Here is a 14,390-nt window from a genome sequence, read left to right on the forward strand (position 1 = left end):
GGTCGCGGCGCGCGTTGCTCGGCCCCTCGATCGTCGCAAGTTGTTCTTATCCGCGGCAAATTCGCGCTTGTGGCGGATTTGCTGTTTCTAGCGCTTATTGCGGGCGCTAGACCATCTCGTGAAACAACCACCATCCGCGAGATCCTCTATGCCCGGTCCCTATGTCGTTCCCGTTCACGGCGATGAAACGCTTCCCGATGCCTGCGATGTCGTGGTGATCGGCGGCGGGATCGTCGGGTGCTCGACGGCGCTGGAGCTTGCCGAGCGTGGGCTGAAGGTCGTGTTGTGCGAGAAGGGCGGTATCGGGCAGGAACAATCCAGCCGCAACTGGGGCTGGGTGCGTATCTCGATGCGCGATCCGCGCGAGGTGCCGCTGATGGCCGAGGCGCTGCGCATATGGGATAACCTCGACGCCCGCACGGGGCGCGATACCGGCTTCAAGCGCGCCGGCATCATCTTTACCTGCGCCAATGAGAAGGAACTGTCGGATCACGACCGCTGGCGCGCCAATCTCCAGGATTATCAGATCGACACCAGGATGCTGAGCGCCCGCGAGTTCGGCGATCTCTTTCCCGGCTCGAAGCTACCCATGGCCGGCGCGCTCTATACACCCGCCGACGGCCGCGCCGAACCGCAGAAGGCAGCACCCGCGATTGCCGAGGCCGCTCGCGACAAGGGCGCCACCATCCTCACCGCATGCGCTGTGCGCGGGATCGAGCTGGCTGCGGGCGCAGTCTGCGGCGTGGTGACGGAACGCGGGCCGATTGCCTGCCAGGCCGTGGTGCTGGCCGGTGGGGCGTGGTCCAGCATGTTTTCGGGCCGCTTCGGGATCGATCTTCCGCAGTTGAAGGTGATGAACAGCGTTCTGAGGACCAAGCCGCTCGAGGGCGGGCCGGAGCAGACGATCTGGGCCAACGATTTCGCCATCCGCAAGCGCCAGGACGGCGGATATACGGTGGCGTCGGGCTACGATAATATCGTCGACATCGTGCCGGCGTCGTTTCGCCACGCCATGGATTTTCTGCCGGCGCTGCGCTCCGAGTGGAAGGCGCTCTCCTTCCGGCTCGGCCTGCGCTTCCTCGACGAAGCCCGCACCCCGCGCCAGTGGTCGCTCGATGAGGCGAGCCCCTTCGAATATAACAGGGTACTCGATCCCATCCCATCCAGGCGCAAGCAGGACAAGGCGCTGGCGGAACTGAAGGCCGCGTTTCCCGTGTTCGAGAAGGCCGAGATCGCGCAGCGCTGGGCGGGCTATATCGACGTGACGCCCGACGCGGTGCCTGTCATCTCCAAGGTCGAGACCATTCCGGGCTTCCACATCGCAACCGGCTTTTCCGGCCACGGCTTCGGCATAGCGCCCGCCGCCGGGCGGCTGATGGCCGACATCGTGACGGGCAGGGCGCCGATCGTCGATCCCAAGGCGTTCAGGCTGCCGCGGTTCAGCGATGGGTCGAAGATCGAGTTGATTAGCGGTGTTTGAGTGGGGGAGCTGGTTTACATCCAGACCACATGCGCGAGCTTCTATCCGATAGTGAGAACCACGCGTGCGTTAGTACGTCTTTCTTTGCAAGTGGTGATTGCAAACAAGCCAAAACCGCCTAAGATCGAGCCTCGCTGATCTACGGGGCAAGAAGCGGTGGCCGATATCAAGCTGACTACGGCTCGCACAATTCTGCAGCCATTCGAGGCCAGTGACGCGGCGGACGTTTTCGCATGCATATCTCCCGAGATCACTCGATATATGGGATGGGAACCTCCAGCATCCGCCCAGCACTTTGCTGAAGTCTGGACCTCCTGGATATCTTCAATGGAAGGTTTTTCGGAGCTGTATTTTGTGGCCCGCGATCGTGTTGATGGGAGATGTTTGGGCATCGTCGGCGTACACGCCTTGGAAACGGATACCCCTGAACTGGGGATTTGGCTGCGGTACGACGTTCATGGCCAACGGCTTGGCACCGAGCTGATTGGTGCCGTTCTGGAATACATATCTGGTCGCCGCACCGTCCGATATTTCGAATATCCAGTGGCGGAGAAAAATATCGCGAGCAGGAGCATCGCGGAAGCATACGGCGGGAAGGTAGCCGGGTGAATCCGAAATACACTTCCGTTGTCTATCACATTCCGGCGACTAGGAAGCATGTGTGATACCCGCATCGCCGTAGTGGTCGACACCTGCCCGGCGCCAAATTGCGGTTATCCGCGAGACTTGTCATCTTCCTAACCGGGAGTTTACGGAGACAACTCATGAAGCACAACATTCCCAGAATAGATGGCATTTACGAAACCCATCTAACCGTTGCCGATCTGGATCGGTCCATCACCTTCTATCGTGACATCATAGGGCTGGAGCTAGCACGGAAGTTTAACGATCGACGCATCGCGTTTTTCTGGGTCGGAGACAAGATGAAGGGGATGATTGGTTTGTGGGAGACGGGTTCCGGACCCATGCGAATGCGCCTCCACCTCGCTTTTCGGATGGAGGTAGAGGAGGTTCTGGCTTCAGCCGCGTTTCTGGTTTCCAGGGGCGTACAACCGCTGGGCTTTCGTGGTGATCCTGCCTCCGAGGCTGAAGTGATTGGCTGGATGCCAGCGCTATCGCAATATTTTGCAGACCCGGATGGTCATTCCATCGAATTTATCGCAGTCCTTGACGAGGTAGCCGATCAAACGTTTGGCGTCGGACCATATTCCAAGTGGCTTGCGAGATAGCGGTACAGCCTTGCGTTCCAACACCCGCACGACTGATTAACTCTTAGAGAGATGAGCTACGCACGGAAGGCCAAGAAACACTCTCGGACTATATCGTATTGATAATGCTTGGATAAATAGAGAGAAGTGGCACGCCCTAGGGGAGTCGAACCCCTCTTCCCAGAATGAAAATCTGGTGTCCTAACCGATAGACGAAGGGCGCTTCCTTCGTGGTGGCGCCCTTATAATCAGGCACTTGGATTCCCGCAAGCGGCAAGAAGTGATTTTTTGCAAAAAAATGACAAGAAATGTCGGCGTGTGGAAAAACGCGCGTATTGTCTTGAAATCAAACACCTAAACGCAAGCGCCGTCCGTTGCCGGGAGAGGCAGCGGACGGCGGTCAGTGGAATAAGCTTGATATCAGAGCGCGCGCGCCACGGTCGCGGATGGCTGTCGGCCGCCGCAGCCCCAGTTCCAGTCGCGGTTGCGGCCGGTGTCGAGATGGATGGAATCGGTGTGGCAATAGGTGCCGACACCGCCACGGTCGGGGAGCGACCTGATGTAGGCGGCGATATCCCATTTGGAGACGCCGTCGATCTGGATGTCGGCGGCGTCGCAGCTCATGTGCATCGATTCCTCGGCGCCGCCGACCATGCGGTTGTGTTCGGGATCGCGGTAACCCGACGTGACGATGACGGGCTTGCCGAAATGGGTCTCGACCGTCTTGATCACCTTCAGAAGGTTCGGCTTGAAGCAGCCGACCTCGACCTTGTCGTTCTGCAGATGCAACCCGTTCGGCGCGACGCGGGTCATGCCGGGGAGCGACGCCTTCTTGATGAGGCCGGAGAGGCTGGTGAGGAGGTTCTGCTTCGGCGCGGCGTAGAGCGCGTTCATGCTCTGGCCGGGGAGAGAGCTTGTCGCCAGCGAGGCGGTCTGCACCGGATCGACCCTGGTGCTGGTGTTCTGCGAGGATTGCTGCGGCTGCAGCGTTTGCTGCTGTGGCGTCTCCTCGACCGGGAGCTGGCTCGAATAGACGCTGGAGCGCGTTGCGCCGACGCCGTTCGAGGGCTGCAATGTGGTCGACGTCGGGTTGTTCTGGATCTTCGGCTTGACCGAGAAGATGCTCATCGCCTGGGCGTTGATGCCGGTCGATTGCATGGCAAGGCCGCCGATGTTGGCGGGAGCCATGGCTTCCGGCGTGGCCGATGCCGGCTGGCCGGGCGCTTGTGCCAGATTGGCGGCTTGCGCGCCGGGGCCATTGGTCATCCCGGAGACATTCGTCATTCCGGAGACGTTCGTCATCCTTGGGTCGCGGTAGCCGGCCTGCTGGGTGCCAGCTGTCGGGGCAGCGTTTGCGGCCATTTGCTGATCTTGCGCGGGCGCGGGTTCGGCAGCGGCGGATGCGAGCGCGTCTACGGCGGGCTTGTCGGACACGCAGCCAGACAGCGCCAAGGCGGAGGCGGCGATCAGAAGTGCCGCCTTGATGGGCGTGCGCTTTTCAACAGCGAGCAAGCGAGCATTCTCCAAAATGAAGGCGAGGGGCGTGCCAAACGCACGTTTCCCCTCGAGTCATCCGGAGAGTGCCCGCAGCAAGGTTGTGCGGCAAGGACGATCCGGACGCAGTGGCCGGAAATCGAAAAAGCCGCAAGCCTCGCAAAAGCCTCGGCTTACCAGGCGCCGGTGTTGCCCATCGATGCCCATGGTTCGGCCGCTTCCAGGTTGCCGCCCTTCTGCAGAATCTCGATCGAGATGCCATCAGGCGAGCGCACGAAAGCCATGTGTCCGTCGCGCGGCGGGCGGTTGATGGTGATGCCGTTGTCCATCAGCTTCTGGCAGGTCGCGTAGATGTCGTCGACCTCATAAGCGAGGTGGCCGAAGTTGCGTCCGCCGGTGTAGTCCTCGGGGTCCCAGTTATAGGTCAGTTCCAGGCATGGGGCGCCCTTGGCGGTGGCGTCGGCCTTGTCGCCGGGGGCTGCCAGGAACACGAGGGTGAAGCGGCCCTTCTCGTTGTCGATGCGGCGGGTTTCTTCGAGCCCGAAGAGGGTCGCGTAGAAATGGAGCGATGCATCCAGATCCTTCACGCGGACCATGGTGTGGAGATAACGCATTCTGTTTCCTCTCTAAATGCTGGCGTGCCCCTTATGTGGCGGAACGTCAGGTTCAGGCAAGACTAGGGGGTAAGATTGGCAGCTGCGAATAAACGAAAAGTAGGGCTTGCGCTAATCCGTTACCAACATGTTAATCTTGATCTCAAGAATCAGTTAACCGTAACAGTGTGACGCGTATTGAGGGGCTGGCGAAATGGCTGACAGGATTTCATCGACGGAATTCACTGACCTCGAACAACTCGCGGGCGATGCGGTTGACCTCATCGAAATCACCGGTGTCGTGAAGTGGTTCGACGTCGCGAAAGGCTTCGGTTTCATCGTTCCCGACAACGGCATGCAGGACGTTCTTCTGCACGTGACCTGCCTGCGCCGCGACGGTTACCAGACCATCCTCGAAGGCACGCGCATCGTGGCACTCATCCAGCGTCGCGATCGTGGATACCAGGCCTTCAAGATCCTCTCCATGGACCAGTCGACGGCGGTTCATCCGTCGCAGCTGCCGCCGGTGCGCACCCATGTGCAGGTCACGGCGACGAGCGGCCTGGAGCGCGCGCTGGTCAAGTGGTTCAACCGCACCAAGGGCTTCGGCTTCCTGACGCGCGGCGAGGGAACAGAGGACATTTTCGTGCATATGGAGACGCTGCGTCGCTTCGGACTTACCGAGCTTCGTCCCGGCCAGGTTGTGCTCGTTCGCTTCGGCGATGGCGACAAGGGCCTGATGGCAGCCGAAATCCATCCGGATGCGCCGACCCCTGTGAGCCGGGCGCATTGATGAAGATGGTTTCGCATCGGATCAGAAGCGCCTTTTTGGCGCTTTTTTTCATGCTGGCGCTGCCGGCGTTCGCCCAGTCTGTCGTCAAGTTCGACAAGGAGCCGCTGGTCATCGAGACGACGGCAGGACAGAAGTACAACTTTACCGTTGAGATCGCCGATACCAACGAGCAACGGCAGCGCGGGCTGATGTACCGTCAGGAAATGCCCGCCGATGCCGGCATGATCTTCGATTTCGGCGCGTCGAAGCGCGTGCAGATGTGGATGGAAAACACGGTTCTGCCGCTCGACATGCTGTTCGTCGATCGGGCGGGTATCGTTCGCGGCATCAAGCAGAATGCGGTGCCTTATTCCCGCGATATCATCGATTCGGTGACCGCGGTGAAGTACGTGATCGAGCTCAATGCGGGTGCTGCCGCCAAGCTCGGCCTGAAGGCGGGCGACCGGGTCACCAGCCCGACGATCACCAAGTACAAATAGCCTCAGATCGGCTCCCGTTTCTTCGGTTTGGGCATAAAAAAGGCTCGTCCCGCGGTATCGCCAGGACGAGCCAAGTTGTACGGTTATGAGCGACGTGCATGAAGCTCATGAGCGGACAATAGCGCGGTGCGCCGTCGCCACATTGATCTGCATCAAACGTTGCGATCCGGCACACATATCTCCGCTGCCTACGCCTTTTTGAGGAACTCCGTCTTCAGTACCAGGCCTTTGACCTGCTTGGTGTTGCATTCCACTTCACCGGGGTTTCCGTTGAGGCGGATGTTCTTCACCAGCGTTCCGCGCTTGATGGTTTCCGATGTGCCCTTGACCTTCAGGTCCTTGATGAGCGTGACGGAATCGCCGTCGTTGAGCTCGGCGCCGTTGCTGTCTCTTACGATTGGTTCGTCGGTCATTATGATCTCGCTTTTCTAAATTGCTTGTTGGATATGAGGGATATGGCGCGCCTGCGGTTCCCGTTACGTGATGCACATCACGTTGGGTTATCGAGCCTGCGCCACGCAACTTATGATGCTTCCCTAGAGGCTGGAGCCGCCAAAGTAAAATCAATTGGTTGGACACGGTCTTTGATCAGCGGTGGCTGAATGTCTCGCTGCTGATATGAGCGAGCTCGATGCTGTCACTGGCAAAGATGACATCGAATCCCTATCTGTAGGCCACGCGGCGAGTTGCCTTTGCAGGTGGCTCAGGCAGGATGGGTGGAGACATTCAGGCTGCCGCCCGGCGAATTCCGTAACGAACCTCAGGGAATGGAGATATTCGATGACTATCGAACGCGCAGTGCTTGCAGGCGGTTGTTTCTGGGGGATGCAGGATCTGATCAGGCGTATGCCGGGTGTCGAGACGACGCGCGTGGGTTACACCGGTGGCGAGGTCGCCAACGCGACCTATCGCAATCACGGCAACCACGCCGAGGCGATCGAGATTCTCTTCGATCCCGCCAAGACCAGCTATCGCGACATTCTGGAATTCTTCTTCCAGATTCACGATCCCTCGACGCCCAATCGCCAGGGCAACGATCTCGGCCCCAGCTACCGCTCGGCCATCTACTACGCGAACGATGAGCAGAAGCGTGTTGCCGAAGACACGATCGCCGATGTCGATGCATCCGGCCTGTGGCCGGGCAAGGTCGTCACCGAACTCGCGCCAGTCAGCGATTTCTGGGAGGCCGAGCCTGAGCATCAGGACTATCTGGAGCGGATCCCGAACGGCTATACGTGCCACTTCGTGCGCCCAGGCTGGAAGCTGCCGAAGCGGCAATCTTCCGCGGCTTGAACGAGAGCCACGCCCTTACAGCGCCAGGTCGAGAGACCTGGCGTTTTGCGTTTCAGGCCGCGCAAAGGTGGCGGCCTTCCGTCAGGTCTGGCGTTGAAGTGCCGATTCAAGACAGGCGAGGAGGTGCTTGATATCAACGGGCTTGCCGAGAACGGCGAAGGCGCCGCCATCGAGCGCTGCCGATCTGGTGCGCTCGTCGCGATAGGAGGTCATGAAGATGATCGGCGGTCTCGGCGGTGTCTTGTTCAGTTCGGCTTGCAGCTCGATGCCGCTCAGGCCGGGCATGGCGACATCAAGAAGCATGCAGTCGATCGAGGCGCGATCCTCGTAGGCCAGAAACTCCTCGGCGTTGGCGAACAGCTGGCTTTGATAGCCGCAGGACAGGACGAGATCGTCGAGCGCCTCCCGAATGGCTTGGTCGTCGTCGACGATGGCAATGGTGGAAATGTGGGGCAAGAGAGGGGACCTTGATATGGGTATTCCGGTACGTGGGTATTTCGGACTCGGATGCTTGCTTGTTTCCCCTAATATGCGCGCCGATACCGGGAAACGGTATCATACAAGGGTTTAGGTTCTTCACGTCCGCCGCGCGCTGAGCGGGACGCACAACCGGCTCCGGCTGCGGGCGGTTACAGATGTGGATCCTCGATCGGTAGCGTCATCCTGAACACCGCGCCGCCATCGGGATGATTGAAGCCGTCGAGCCTGCCGCCGCGGCTTTCCAGCGTGCTGCGGCAGATAGACAGCCCCATTCCGAGTCCCTCGACCTTGGTGGTGTAGAAGGGCGTGAACAGCTTCTCCATTCCCTCTGGGCTGATGCCCGGGCCGCTATCCCTGACCGACACACCGACCATGCCATCCGTCGGCTCGATTTCGACGATGATCTCGCGAACAGGGCACTTGGCGCCGTTGATCGCCTGGATGGCGTTGGTCATCAGGTTGATCATCACCTGCTGGATCTCCACCCGCACGCTCTTCACGCGCGGCACGCCTGCGCCTGGGCGAACGGTGACAGTGATGCCATCGCGTTTCAGGGCGTGCTCGACCAGCGAGCGGGTTTCATCGATCAGTGTCGACAGGTCGATCCACTCGGCCTTGCTTTCCTGCTGAGTGAGGAGGTTGCGGGTGTTGTGGATGATGTCGCTGGCACGCTGGCCGTCGCGGATGATGCGTTCGGCGGAACGACGGATCGCCGATAGATCCGGCGGGTCGCGATCCAGCCAGCGAAGCAGCGTCTGCGCGTTGACGGCAATGGCGCCGAGCGGCTGGTTCAGTTCATGCGCGAGCGAAGCGGAGAGGGCACCGATGGTGGCCGCTTTCGACGCCTTGGCGAATTCGGCGCGCGCCTCGATCAACGCGGCTTCCGTCATTTCGCGCTGGGTGATGTCGACCATGCCGACGACGACGCGGTTGAAGGCGGCGATGTCTTCAGGGAAACTGATGCTCAAAAGCACCTGCCTGACTTCGCCGCCGTCGGTGGTGATCGTGCCCTTGCCTTCGAAATAGGATTGGCCGTTGAAAATGGCGTCCATCACGCGCAGGAATGTCTGGTCTCCCGCCGCGATGAAATGGACCATCGAATCCCGCACTTCGCCGCCGGAGGTGGTGCCGAGAAGCTCCCGGGCCGCTTCATTCGCTGCAACAGTGCGCAGCAGGCCGATGCAATCGTCGATGACTTCGGGATGTCGGCTCGCGTGTTCTTCAAGATCGGAGATGCCTGATGCCTTCAGGCCCATCAGGTAGGCGCGCAGCTGCGAATAATCCCTTTCCCAGAGCGCCACGCGGGCACCGTCGAAAATCGAGCGGTAACGGGCTTCGCTGTCGCGGATTTCGGCATTTCTTTCGATCAGTTCGGCGCGGAAGGCGTCGTTTCTCAACAGCAGGGCCATGGTGATGGCGAGCGCCGCTAGCGCGACCGCGAGCCGAATGAAGGTCTGCAGGTCGGGATCGGGGCCGTGGGTCAGGAAATAGGAGAGGACCGTCAAGAAGATGCAGACGATCGACGTTAGCAGCAATCCGGTGCGGGTCAGGATTTCCGAGCCGAGCAGAAGAGCCATGACATAAAGAACCGCGATGGCGCCTTCGATGTCGGTGAAGGTGTCTATCACAAATACGATCGTTATCAGGAAGGCTGATATCAGCGCGACTGTGACGCGATGGCCCGTGCCGCCACGTTGGTTGAACAGCACACCGGCTCGTTCCGCGCTCATGATATGATCCCCATCTACCTTGGCGCGCATGATAGCGATCGCGGCCGTCATTCTAACCTATACATAGGTGTCGTTTGCGCAAAAGGTGGTTTTGCCTTCTGTTTCAAGCGATTGACTGTATGTGCGGCTGGATTGGCAGTCGTGTGGACCGGAGGCGGATGTTCTTTGACGAGGACAGACCGCCCGGTCCCGGCCTATAGTGCGTTTTGACGGCCGACTGTCCGGCTATGCCGCGTTGTTCAGGGAAGAGCAGAGTGAATATCAGTTTCGTCGATAGCCGAGCGAGCCATGAAGCGGTGCAGACGATCGCCTTTCGGGGCGGAGTTGCAGCGCCTGCGACGCGCAGTGTTCCAGAGGAAGTGGCGATCGCCTTTTCCTATGGCGGCAGCTCGCATGCGGTGATGATGGCAACGCCGGATGATCTGGTCGACTTTGCCGTCGGCTTCAGCCTTACCGAGGGGCTGATCGACGCCGTCTCGCAGATCGAGGCGATCGAGGTGGTCCAGGACGAGATCGGCATCGACGTGCAGATCACGCTTGCCGACGATGTCGAGGAGAAGCTGCGCGCGCGCCGCCGGCACATGATGGGGCCGGTGGGGTGTGGTCTGTGCGGCATCGAATCGCTGGAGCAGGCCGTGCGCACGGTTCGGCCGGTGTTGTCGTCCGAATTGACGATCACGCCCGATGAGATCGCGCGCGCGGTTACGAGCTTCGGCGATCACCAGCAACTCAACCACAAGACCCGCGCGGTGCATGGCGCCGGGTTTTTCGTGCCGGGGAAAGGGCTTGTGGCAGTGCGCGAGGATGTCGGCCGGCACAATGCGCTGGACAAGCTCTGCGGTGCCGTCGTCGGCTCGGGCGTTTCCGGCGGCAGCGGCGCGGTTGTCGTGACCAGCCGGCTTTCGATCGAGATGATCCAGAAAGCCGGGTTCCTCGGCAGCCCGATCCTGATCGCCATCTCGGCGCCGACCGCCTATGCGATACGCACGGCCAAGGAGGCCGGGATCACTATGATCGCTGTTGCACGTGGAGAGGATTTCGAGATCTTTACGCATCCGCAGCGGGTGATTTTCTAACTTTGCCCCAAAAAGGAAAGACCGCCCCGGGGTAGGGGGCGGTCTCTGGCGGATCGAGGGGGAGCGATCCGCGGCGTCGATGCGGGGGCGGCATCGACGACAGGTAGCGCTCGGCGCTACCGCCTCACGGAGGGGACGTGAGGCATGAGAGGAAGCTACTCCGTTCCCATCCGCTCCATAACTATACTTAGGTGTGGTCAGACTAGACGACCATAGAATAGGCCGGCCGAAGAAGACTGCCTAAGCTCCAGCCATATTCACCGGACTGGAGCTGATCCCATGTCGTCGTTCAAGAAGACGTTTTCCCTGGCAGCCAAACAACCCGGAGCCAGCCCGTCGGCACAGCTGCCCGAGGCGGAGCGACCGAAGCGGATTGCGATCACCGTCCATACCGATGAGAGGCGTTTGCCGGTCCTGCTGATAGCGCCGACCATTCATTGATCCCGCCCCATTCACCACACCATCTGGAGACACCGACCATGACATACCAACCCGCATCCAGGATCCAGCGTGCAGCGCTCGCCACGCCGACCGATCTCTCCTCGAACGCCACCACCGATATTGCGGCGGCGCTGACGGCGCTGCTTGCAGATGTGTTCGTGCTTTATCTGAAGACGAAGAATTTTCACTGGCACATGTCCGGCCCGCACTTTCGCGACTATCACCTGATGCTTGACGAGCAGGGCGAGCAGATCTTCGCCATGACCGACGACATCGCCGAGCGTGTCCGCAAGATCGGCGGCACCACGCTGCGCTCCATCGGCCACATTGGACGCCTGCAGCGGCTGCTCGACAACGATGCGGATTACGTGACGCCGGAGGATATGCTTGCCGAGCTGCGCGACGACAACAAGCAGCTTGTGGGCCTGATGCGCCAGCTGCATGAACTGACATCCGAGCATAACGATGTCGCAACGACGAGCCTCATCGAAAACTGGATCGACGAAGCCGAGCGCCGCGCCTGGTTCCTGTTCGAAAGCACACGCCGCGGCGCGTAAGCGTATGAGACTACTCTAGCGCCAGCCATCCCCGGCCTTGCCGGTTGGGGATGGTTTCTTGATTAGCATGCGTCCAGCCGTTGGTGCGGATATGTCCCGCGTGCAGCGGAGCCCGCATGCGCCTTGGCCGCTTGCGTCTCGTCGATTGAATGGCGAAGGCACATACCTTTGTATGGTCGCAGCTACACCCCAATAGGATTTCGAGATCGCGGCCCTGGCCCTAGGCTCCTCTCAGAGAACGAAAGGGATGCGTCATGACCACCCAGGCATTTCGCGACAGTATCGCATGCCAACCGTCATCCGGGCCGGCACAGCCATTTCCTTCGATGCCGCTCGAGGCGCTGCTCGATATGGATCCGGATGCGTCGCTCTGGGAACGGCTCTACTGGCAATTCACGCTTCCGGCGTTCCTATCCACGGCGCTCGATAGCCTGCGAGAGGATTGCGGCGGACAGTCATAAGGAGGGAACAGGAATGACGAAGGACTGCATGCCACTTGTCGAAGTGTCAATTCAAAGGGATGGCCGGCTGATTCCGCTCGGGATCATGACGAGCGCGCAGGCGCGCGAGCTGCCGCATCGTCATGACTTCGTGTTTGTACAGATGCCGGAGCGGGCGGGTGCTCGCGAATTGCCGCGCGCCAGATAGAGCCGCATACGAATATGCTCCAGCAAAGCATGCGCTTTGCGATAGTCGGCCATTTAGATTTTCAGGGGAATTTATCAGCTGTTTCAGCGTGATGATGATGGTCGGAGTGGAGAGATTCGAACTCCCGACCCTCTGGTCCCAAACCAGATGCGCTACCAGACTGCGCTACACTCCGTGCCAACGAGGAGCGCAATACACGGTTCGATCGTGCGCTGCAATAACTAAAATCGTGTTTTCCAACGGATCGTCTTTCCGGGACTTTCAGGTTGATGTCAGTAAGCAATGCCATCCCCGCCTGGTTGGCGTGGCAGCCTTGGCTGGTGCGCGTTCTGGCATTGGGATGCATTTTGGAAAATACTGGTTCATCGAGTGCGCGGGCCGGCTATCGGCCGAAGATCGGAAGTGTCACGCTGTCGGTGCTGACGGCGGTCTACATTCTGGCGGTGGCGAACCAGACATTCTGGGTGCGGGCTTTCGGCTATCTGGCCGCCACGCCAATGGCGTTCATCGCCTTCGTGCTCGGGATTTTCGCAATCACCATCGCGGCGCTGACCACATTTTCTGTCAAATACCTGACCAAGCCGGCGCTGATCTTCTTCGTTATGGTGGCGGTGGTATCCTCTTGGTTCACGGATCAGTTCGGCGTGATCATCGATAAGGAGATGATCCGCAACGCAGCGGTGACCACGCGGGCGGAATCGGCGCATCTGATCACCTTTTCCTTCGTGCTTCACATTCTCCTGTTCGGCGTGCTGCCGTCGCTTCTGATTGCCTGGGTCGAGATCGTTCACAAGCCGTTTTTGAAGAAGTTTGCCTGGAACATGGCCGTTATTCTGCCGTGCCTGGCGATTTTCGTCGCTGCCGGTCTCGGCTTTTCACAGACCTATGCCGCGGTCGGGCGTCTTCACAAGGATATCATGCTGACGCTGAACCCGTTCATTCCGATCGGAAACGCCGCGCGCTTCGTCTTCGCCACCGAGAACGACCGCACGGTCGTGCGCCGACCGCTGGGGACGGATGCGCATCAGCGCACGGCGAGCGCCAATGGTAAGCCCAGGGTGACGATCATCGTTGCCGGCGAGACGGGCAGGGCGCAGAATTTTTCGCTCGGCGGCTATCCGCGGGAAACCAATCCGGAGATGAAGGCGCGCGGCGTCATCTATTACAAGAATGCCACGAGCTGCGGCACCTCCACGGCGGTTTCGCTGCCATGCATGTATTCGGTCTATACGCGGGCGGACTACACGCACCGCAAGGGGCTCGAGACCGATAACCTCACGGATATTCTCGGCCATGCCAAGGTCGACGTCGAGTGGTGGGACAATGATACAGGCAGCTATGGCGTCGCCAACCGCATTCCCTATCGCTTCCTACCCGATGCCGCCGACCCGCGCTTCTGCACGGATGGCGAATGCCTCGATACCGTGCTGCTCGACAAGCTCGGCGACTGGCTCTCGAATGTGAAGAGCGACAGCGTTCTCGTGCTGCATCAGCTCGGAAGCCACGGGCCGGCCTATTACCGGCGCTACCCCGACGATTTCCGTCGCTTCACGCCGGATTGCCGGACGCCTGAATTCGGCGCCTGCAAGCCGGAGGAGATCGTCAACGCCTATGACAACACGATCCTCTTCACCGATCACGTGGTGGCCAAGGTCATCGATTACCTGAAGAAGCACCAGGACACGATTTCGGCGTCAATGCTCTACGTCTCCGACCATGGCGAATCACTGGGCGAGAATGGGCTCTATCTTCACGGCGCGCCCTATATCATCGCCCCGGCGGAGCAGACGCGGGCGCCGATCATCGTCTGGCTGTCGCCCGATTTCAGCGCGGCCTCCGGCATCGACACGGCCTGTCTTGCGGCGAGCGCTTCCAATCCGGTGTCGCACGACAATTTCTTCCACAGCGTTCTCGGGCTGATGGATGTCGAAACCAGCGTCTACGATGCGAAGCTCGACCTGTTTTCCGGCTGCCGGAAGGCGCCGGACAAGGCGGTGCAAGCCTCGTTCAAAGGGTAGGTTGTTGGCGCGCGGACCTCATGGCTTTTCGCTTGAAAAGGAAGGGATTCGCCGCTAAGCAAAATTCATCTATCTGTGCGATCGTAGATGAAGATGTCCC

Annotated in this window: 17 protein-coding genes and 2 tRNA genes; 12 read left to right on the forward strand and 7 right to left on the reverse strand. The window is 60.1% G+C overall.

The window, feature by feature from the left end; genetic code table 11:
• Positions 1 to 148: 148 nt before the first annotated feature.
• The 3 genes from ACODTZ_RS20365 to ACODTZ_RS20375 all read left to right on the forward strand — a co-directional run bounded on the left by ACODTZ_RS20365 (position 149) and on the right by ACODTZ_RS20375 (position 2,709).
• A complete protein-coding gene (locus ACODTZ_RS20365; RefSeq protein WP_489027616.1) occupies positions 149 to 1,480 on the forward strand; it encodes an NAD(P)/FAD-dependent oxidoreductase in 1,332 nt (443 codons plus the stop codon).
• 156 nt (positions 1,481 to 1,636) lie between these two features.
• The gene (locus tag ACODTZ_RS20370; RefSeq protein ID WP_489027618.1) at positions 1,637 to 2,089 is read left to right on the forward strand and encodes a GNAT family N-acetyltransferase; all 453 of its coding nucleotides are present in this window, start codon (positions 1,637 to 1,639) and stop codon (positions 2,087 to 2,089) included.
• A 155-nt stretch (positions 2,090 to 2,244) separates the two neighbouring features.
• A complete protein-coding gene (locus tag ACODTZ_RS20375; protein ID WP_489027620.1) occupies positions 2,245 to 2,709 on the forward strand; it encodes a VOC family protein in 465 nt (154 codons plus the stop codon).
• 127 nt (positions 2,710 to 2,836) lie between these two features.
• On the opposite strand, the gene ACODTZ_RS20380 is transcribed toward ACODTZ_RS20375, so the two are convergent.
• From ACODTZ_RS20380 to ACODTZ_RS20390, 3 genes are all read right to left on the reverse strand, one after another.
• A tRNA-Glu gene (locus ACODTZ_RS20380) sits at positions 2,837 to 2,911 on the reverse strand.
• A gap of 197 nt (positions 2,912 to 3,108) precedes the next feature.
• Positions 3,109 to 4,200, reverse strand: a complete 1,092-nt coding sequence (locus tag ACODTZ_RS20385) for a YcbK family protein (protein WP_489027622.1) — start codon at positions 4,198 to 4,200, stop codon at positions 3,109 to 3,111.
• A gap of 155 nt (positions 4,201 to 4,355) precedes the next feature.
• Positions 4,356 to 4,796 (reverse strand): VOC family protein, encoded by a 441-nt coding sequence (locus ACODTZ_RS20390; RefSeq protein ID WP_489027624.1) that lies wholly within the window; start codon positions 4,794 to 4,796, stop codon positions 4,356 to 4,358.
• A 193-nt stretch (positions 4,797 to 4,989) separates the two neighbouring features.
• On the opposite strand from ACODTZ_RS20390, the gene ACODTZ_RS20395 reads away from it, so the two are divergent.
• Together ACODTZ_RS20395 and ACODTZ_RS20400 are read left to right on the forward strand one after the other, a co-directional pair.
• Complete coding sequence (locus ACODTZ_RS20395) at positions 4,990 to 5,568, forward strand: cold-shock protein (RefSeq protein WP_018900358.1); 579 nt, start codon at positions 4,990 to 4,992, stop codon at positions 5,566 to 5,568.
• The gene (locus ACODTZ_RS20400; RefSeq protein ID WP_489027626.1) at positions 5,568 to 6,047 is read left to right on the forward strand and encodes a DUF192 domain-containing protein; all 480 of its coding nucleotides are present in this window, start codon (positions 5,568 to 5,570) and stop codon (positions 6,045 to 6,047) included. Before ACODTZ_RS20395 ends, ACODTZ_RS20400 begins: the two co-directional genes overlap by 1 nt.
• 188 nt (positions 6,048 to 6,235) lie before the next feature.
• Here the strand turns inward: ACODTZ_RS20400 and ACODTZ_RS20405 are convergent, their stop codons facing one another.
• Complete coding sequence (locus tag ACODTZ_RS20405) at positions 6,236 to 6,460, reverse strand: alkylphosphonate utilization protein (protein ID WP_018900360.1); 225 nt, start codon at positions 6,458 to 6,460, stop codon at positions 6,236 to 6,238.
• Positions 6,461 to 6,827: 367 nt separating this feature from the next.
• Here ACODTZ_RS20405 and msrA point away from each other — a divergent pair, with 367 nt between their 5' ends.
• The gene (gene msrA / locus ACODTZ_RS20410) at positions 6,828 to 7,340 is read left to right on the forward strand and encodes a peptide-methionine (S)-S-oxide reductase MsrA (protein ID WP_018900361.1); all 513 of its coding nucleotides are present in this window, start codon (positions 6,828 to 6,830) and stop codon (positions 7,338 to 7,340) included.
• A gap of 81 nt (positions 7,341 to 7,421) precedes the next feature.
• On the opposite strand, the gene ACODTZ_RS20415 is transcribed toward msrA, so the two are convergent.
• Positions 7,422 to 7,796 (reverse strand): response regulator transcription factor, encoded by a 375-nt coding sequence (locus ACODTZ_RS20415; protein ID WP_111561989.1) that lies wholly within the window; start codon positions 7,794 to 7,796, stop codon positions 7,422 to 7,424.
• A 173-nt stretch (positions 7,797 to 7,969) separates the two neighbouring features.
• Positions 7,970 to 9,550, reverse strand: coding sequence for a PAS domain-containing sensor histidine kinase (locus ACODTZ_RS20420; protein ID WP_489027629.1), 1,581 nt, complete (start codon positions 9,548 to 9,550; stop codon positions 7,970 to 7,972).
• Positions 9,551 to 9,804: 254 nt separating this feature from the next.
• On the opposite strand from ACODTZ_RS20420, the gene fdhD reads away from it, so the two are divergent.
• The 5 genes from fdhD to ACODTZ_RS20445 all read left to right on the forward strand — a co-directional run bounded on the left by fdhD (position 9,805) and on the right by ACODTZ_RS20445 (position 12,272).
• Positions 9,805 to 10,626 (forward strand): formate dehydrogenase accessory sulfurtransferase FdhD, encoded by an 822-nt coding sequence (gene fdhD / locus ACODTZ_RS20425; protein ID WP_489027631.1) that lies wholly within the window; start codon positions 9,805 to 9,807, stop codon positions 10,624 to 10,626.
• Between the two features lie 279 nt (positions 10,627 to 10,905).
• Entirely contained in the window at positions 10,906 to 11,067 is a 162-nt protein-coding gene (locus tag ACODTZ_RS20430) for a hypothetical protein (RefSeq protein WP_489027633.1), read from the forward strand.
• A gap of 38 nt (positions 11,068 to 11,105) precedes the next feature.
• On the forward strand, positions 11,106 to 11,624 hold the full coding sequence (locus ACODTZ_RS20435) for a Dps family protein (RefSeq protein WP_111561986.1): 519 nt from the start codon (positions 11,106 to 11,108) through the stop codon (positions 11,622 to 11,624).
• 254 nt (positions 11,625 to 11,878) lie between these two features.
• Positions 11,879 to 12,085 carry a hypothetical protein gene (locus ACODTZ_RS20440; protein ID WP_489027635.1) on the forward strand — a complete coding sequence of 69 codons (207 nt, stop codon included), beginning with the start codon at positions 11,879 to 11,881 and terminating at the stop codon, positions 12,083 to 12,085.
• 13 nt (positions 12,086 to 12,098) lie between these two features.
• Positions 12,099 to 12,272 (forward strand): hypothetical protein, encoded by a 174-nt coding sequence (locus ACODTZ_RS20445; protein WP_489027637.1) that lies wholly within the window; start codon positions 12,099 to 12,101, stop codon positions 12,270 to 12,272.
• Positions 12,273 to 12,370: 98 nt separating this feature from the next.
• Here ACODTZ_RS20445 and ACODTZ_RS20450 read toward each other — a convergent pair.
• Positions 12,371 to 12,447: transfer RNA gene (locus ACODTZ_RS20450), tRNA-Pro, on the reverse strand.
• 172 nt (positions 12,448 to 12,619) lie between these two features.
• Here ACODTZ_RS20450 and ACODTZ_RS20455 point away from each other — a divergent pair.
• Positions 12,620 to 14,290: a phosphoethanolamine transferase gene (locus ACODTZ_RS20455; RefSeq protein WP_489027837.1), complete on the forward strand. Its 1,671-nt coding sequence runs from the start codon at positions 12,620 to 12,622 to the stop codon at positions 14,288 to 14,290.
• The last annotated feature ends 100 nt before the right edge of the window (positions 14,291 to 14,390 follow it).

The sequence above is a fragment of the Rhizobium sp. FG113 genome, from assembly GCF_057809895.1.

What these genes read in the sequence shown, in the direction of transcription:
- ACODTZ_RS20395 (WP_018900358.1), top strand. Translation starts at nt 4,990, where the DNA reads ATGGCTGACAGGATTTCATCGACGGAATTCACTGACCTCGAACAACTC.
- ACODTZ_RS20435 (WP_111561986.1), top strand. Translation starts at nt 11,106, where the DNA reads ATGACATACCAACCCGCATCCAGGATCCAGCGTGCAGCGCTCGCCACG.
- ACODTZ_RS20440 (WP_489027635.1), top strand. Translation starts at nt 11,879, where the DNA reads ATGACCACCCAGGCATTTCGCGACAGTATCGCATGCCAACCGTCATCC.
- ACODTZ_RS20400 (WP_489027626.1), top strand. Translation starts at nt 5,568, where the DNA reads ATGAAGATGGTTTCGCATCGGATCAGAAGCGCCTTTTTGGCGCTTTTT.
- msrA (WP_018900361.1), top strand. Translation starts at nt 6,828, where the DNA reads ATGACTATCGAACGCGCAGTGCTTGCAGGCGGTTGTTTCTGGGGGATG.
- ACODTZ_RS20405 (WP_018900360.1), bottom strand. Translation starts at nt 6,460, where the DNA reads ATGACCGACGAACCAATCGTAAGAGACAGCAACGGCGCCGAGCTCAAC.
- ACODTZ_RS20390 (WP_489027624.1), bottom strand. Translation starts at nt 4,796, where the DNA reads ATGCGTTATCTCCACACCATGGTCCGCGTGAAGGATCTGGATGCATCG.
- ACODTZ_RS20365 (WP_489027616.1), top strand. Translation starts at nt 149, where the DNA reads ATGCCCGGTCCCTATGTCGTTCCCGTTCACGGCGATGAAACGCTTCCC.
- ACODTZ_RS20430 (WP_489027633.1), top strand. Translation starts at nt 10,906, where the DNA reads ATGTCGTCGTTCAAGAAGACGTTTTCCCTGGCAGCCAAACAACCCGGA.
- ACODTZ_RS20445 (WP_489027637.1), top strand. Translation starts at nt 12,099, where the DNA reads ATGACGAAGGACTGCATGCCACTTGTCGAAGTGTCAATTCAAAGGGAT.
- ACODTZ_RS20375 (WP_489027620.1), top strand. Translation starts at nt 2,245, where the DNA reads ATGAAGCACAACATTCCCAGAATAGATGGCATTTACGAAACCCATCTA.
- ACODTZ_RS20420 (WP_489027629.1), bottom strand. Translation starts at nt 9,550, where the DNA reads ATGAGCGCGGAACGAGCCGGTGTGCTGTTCAACCAACGTGGCGGCACG.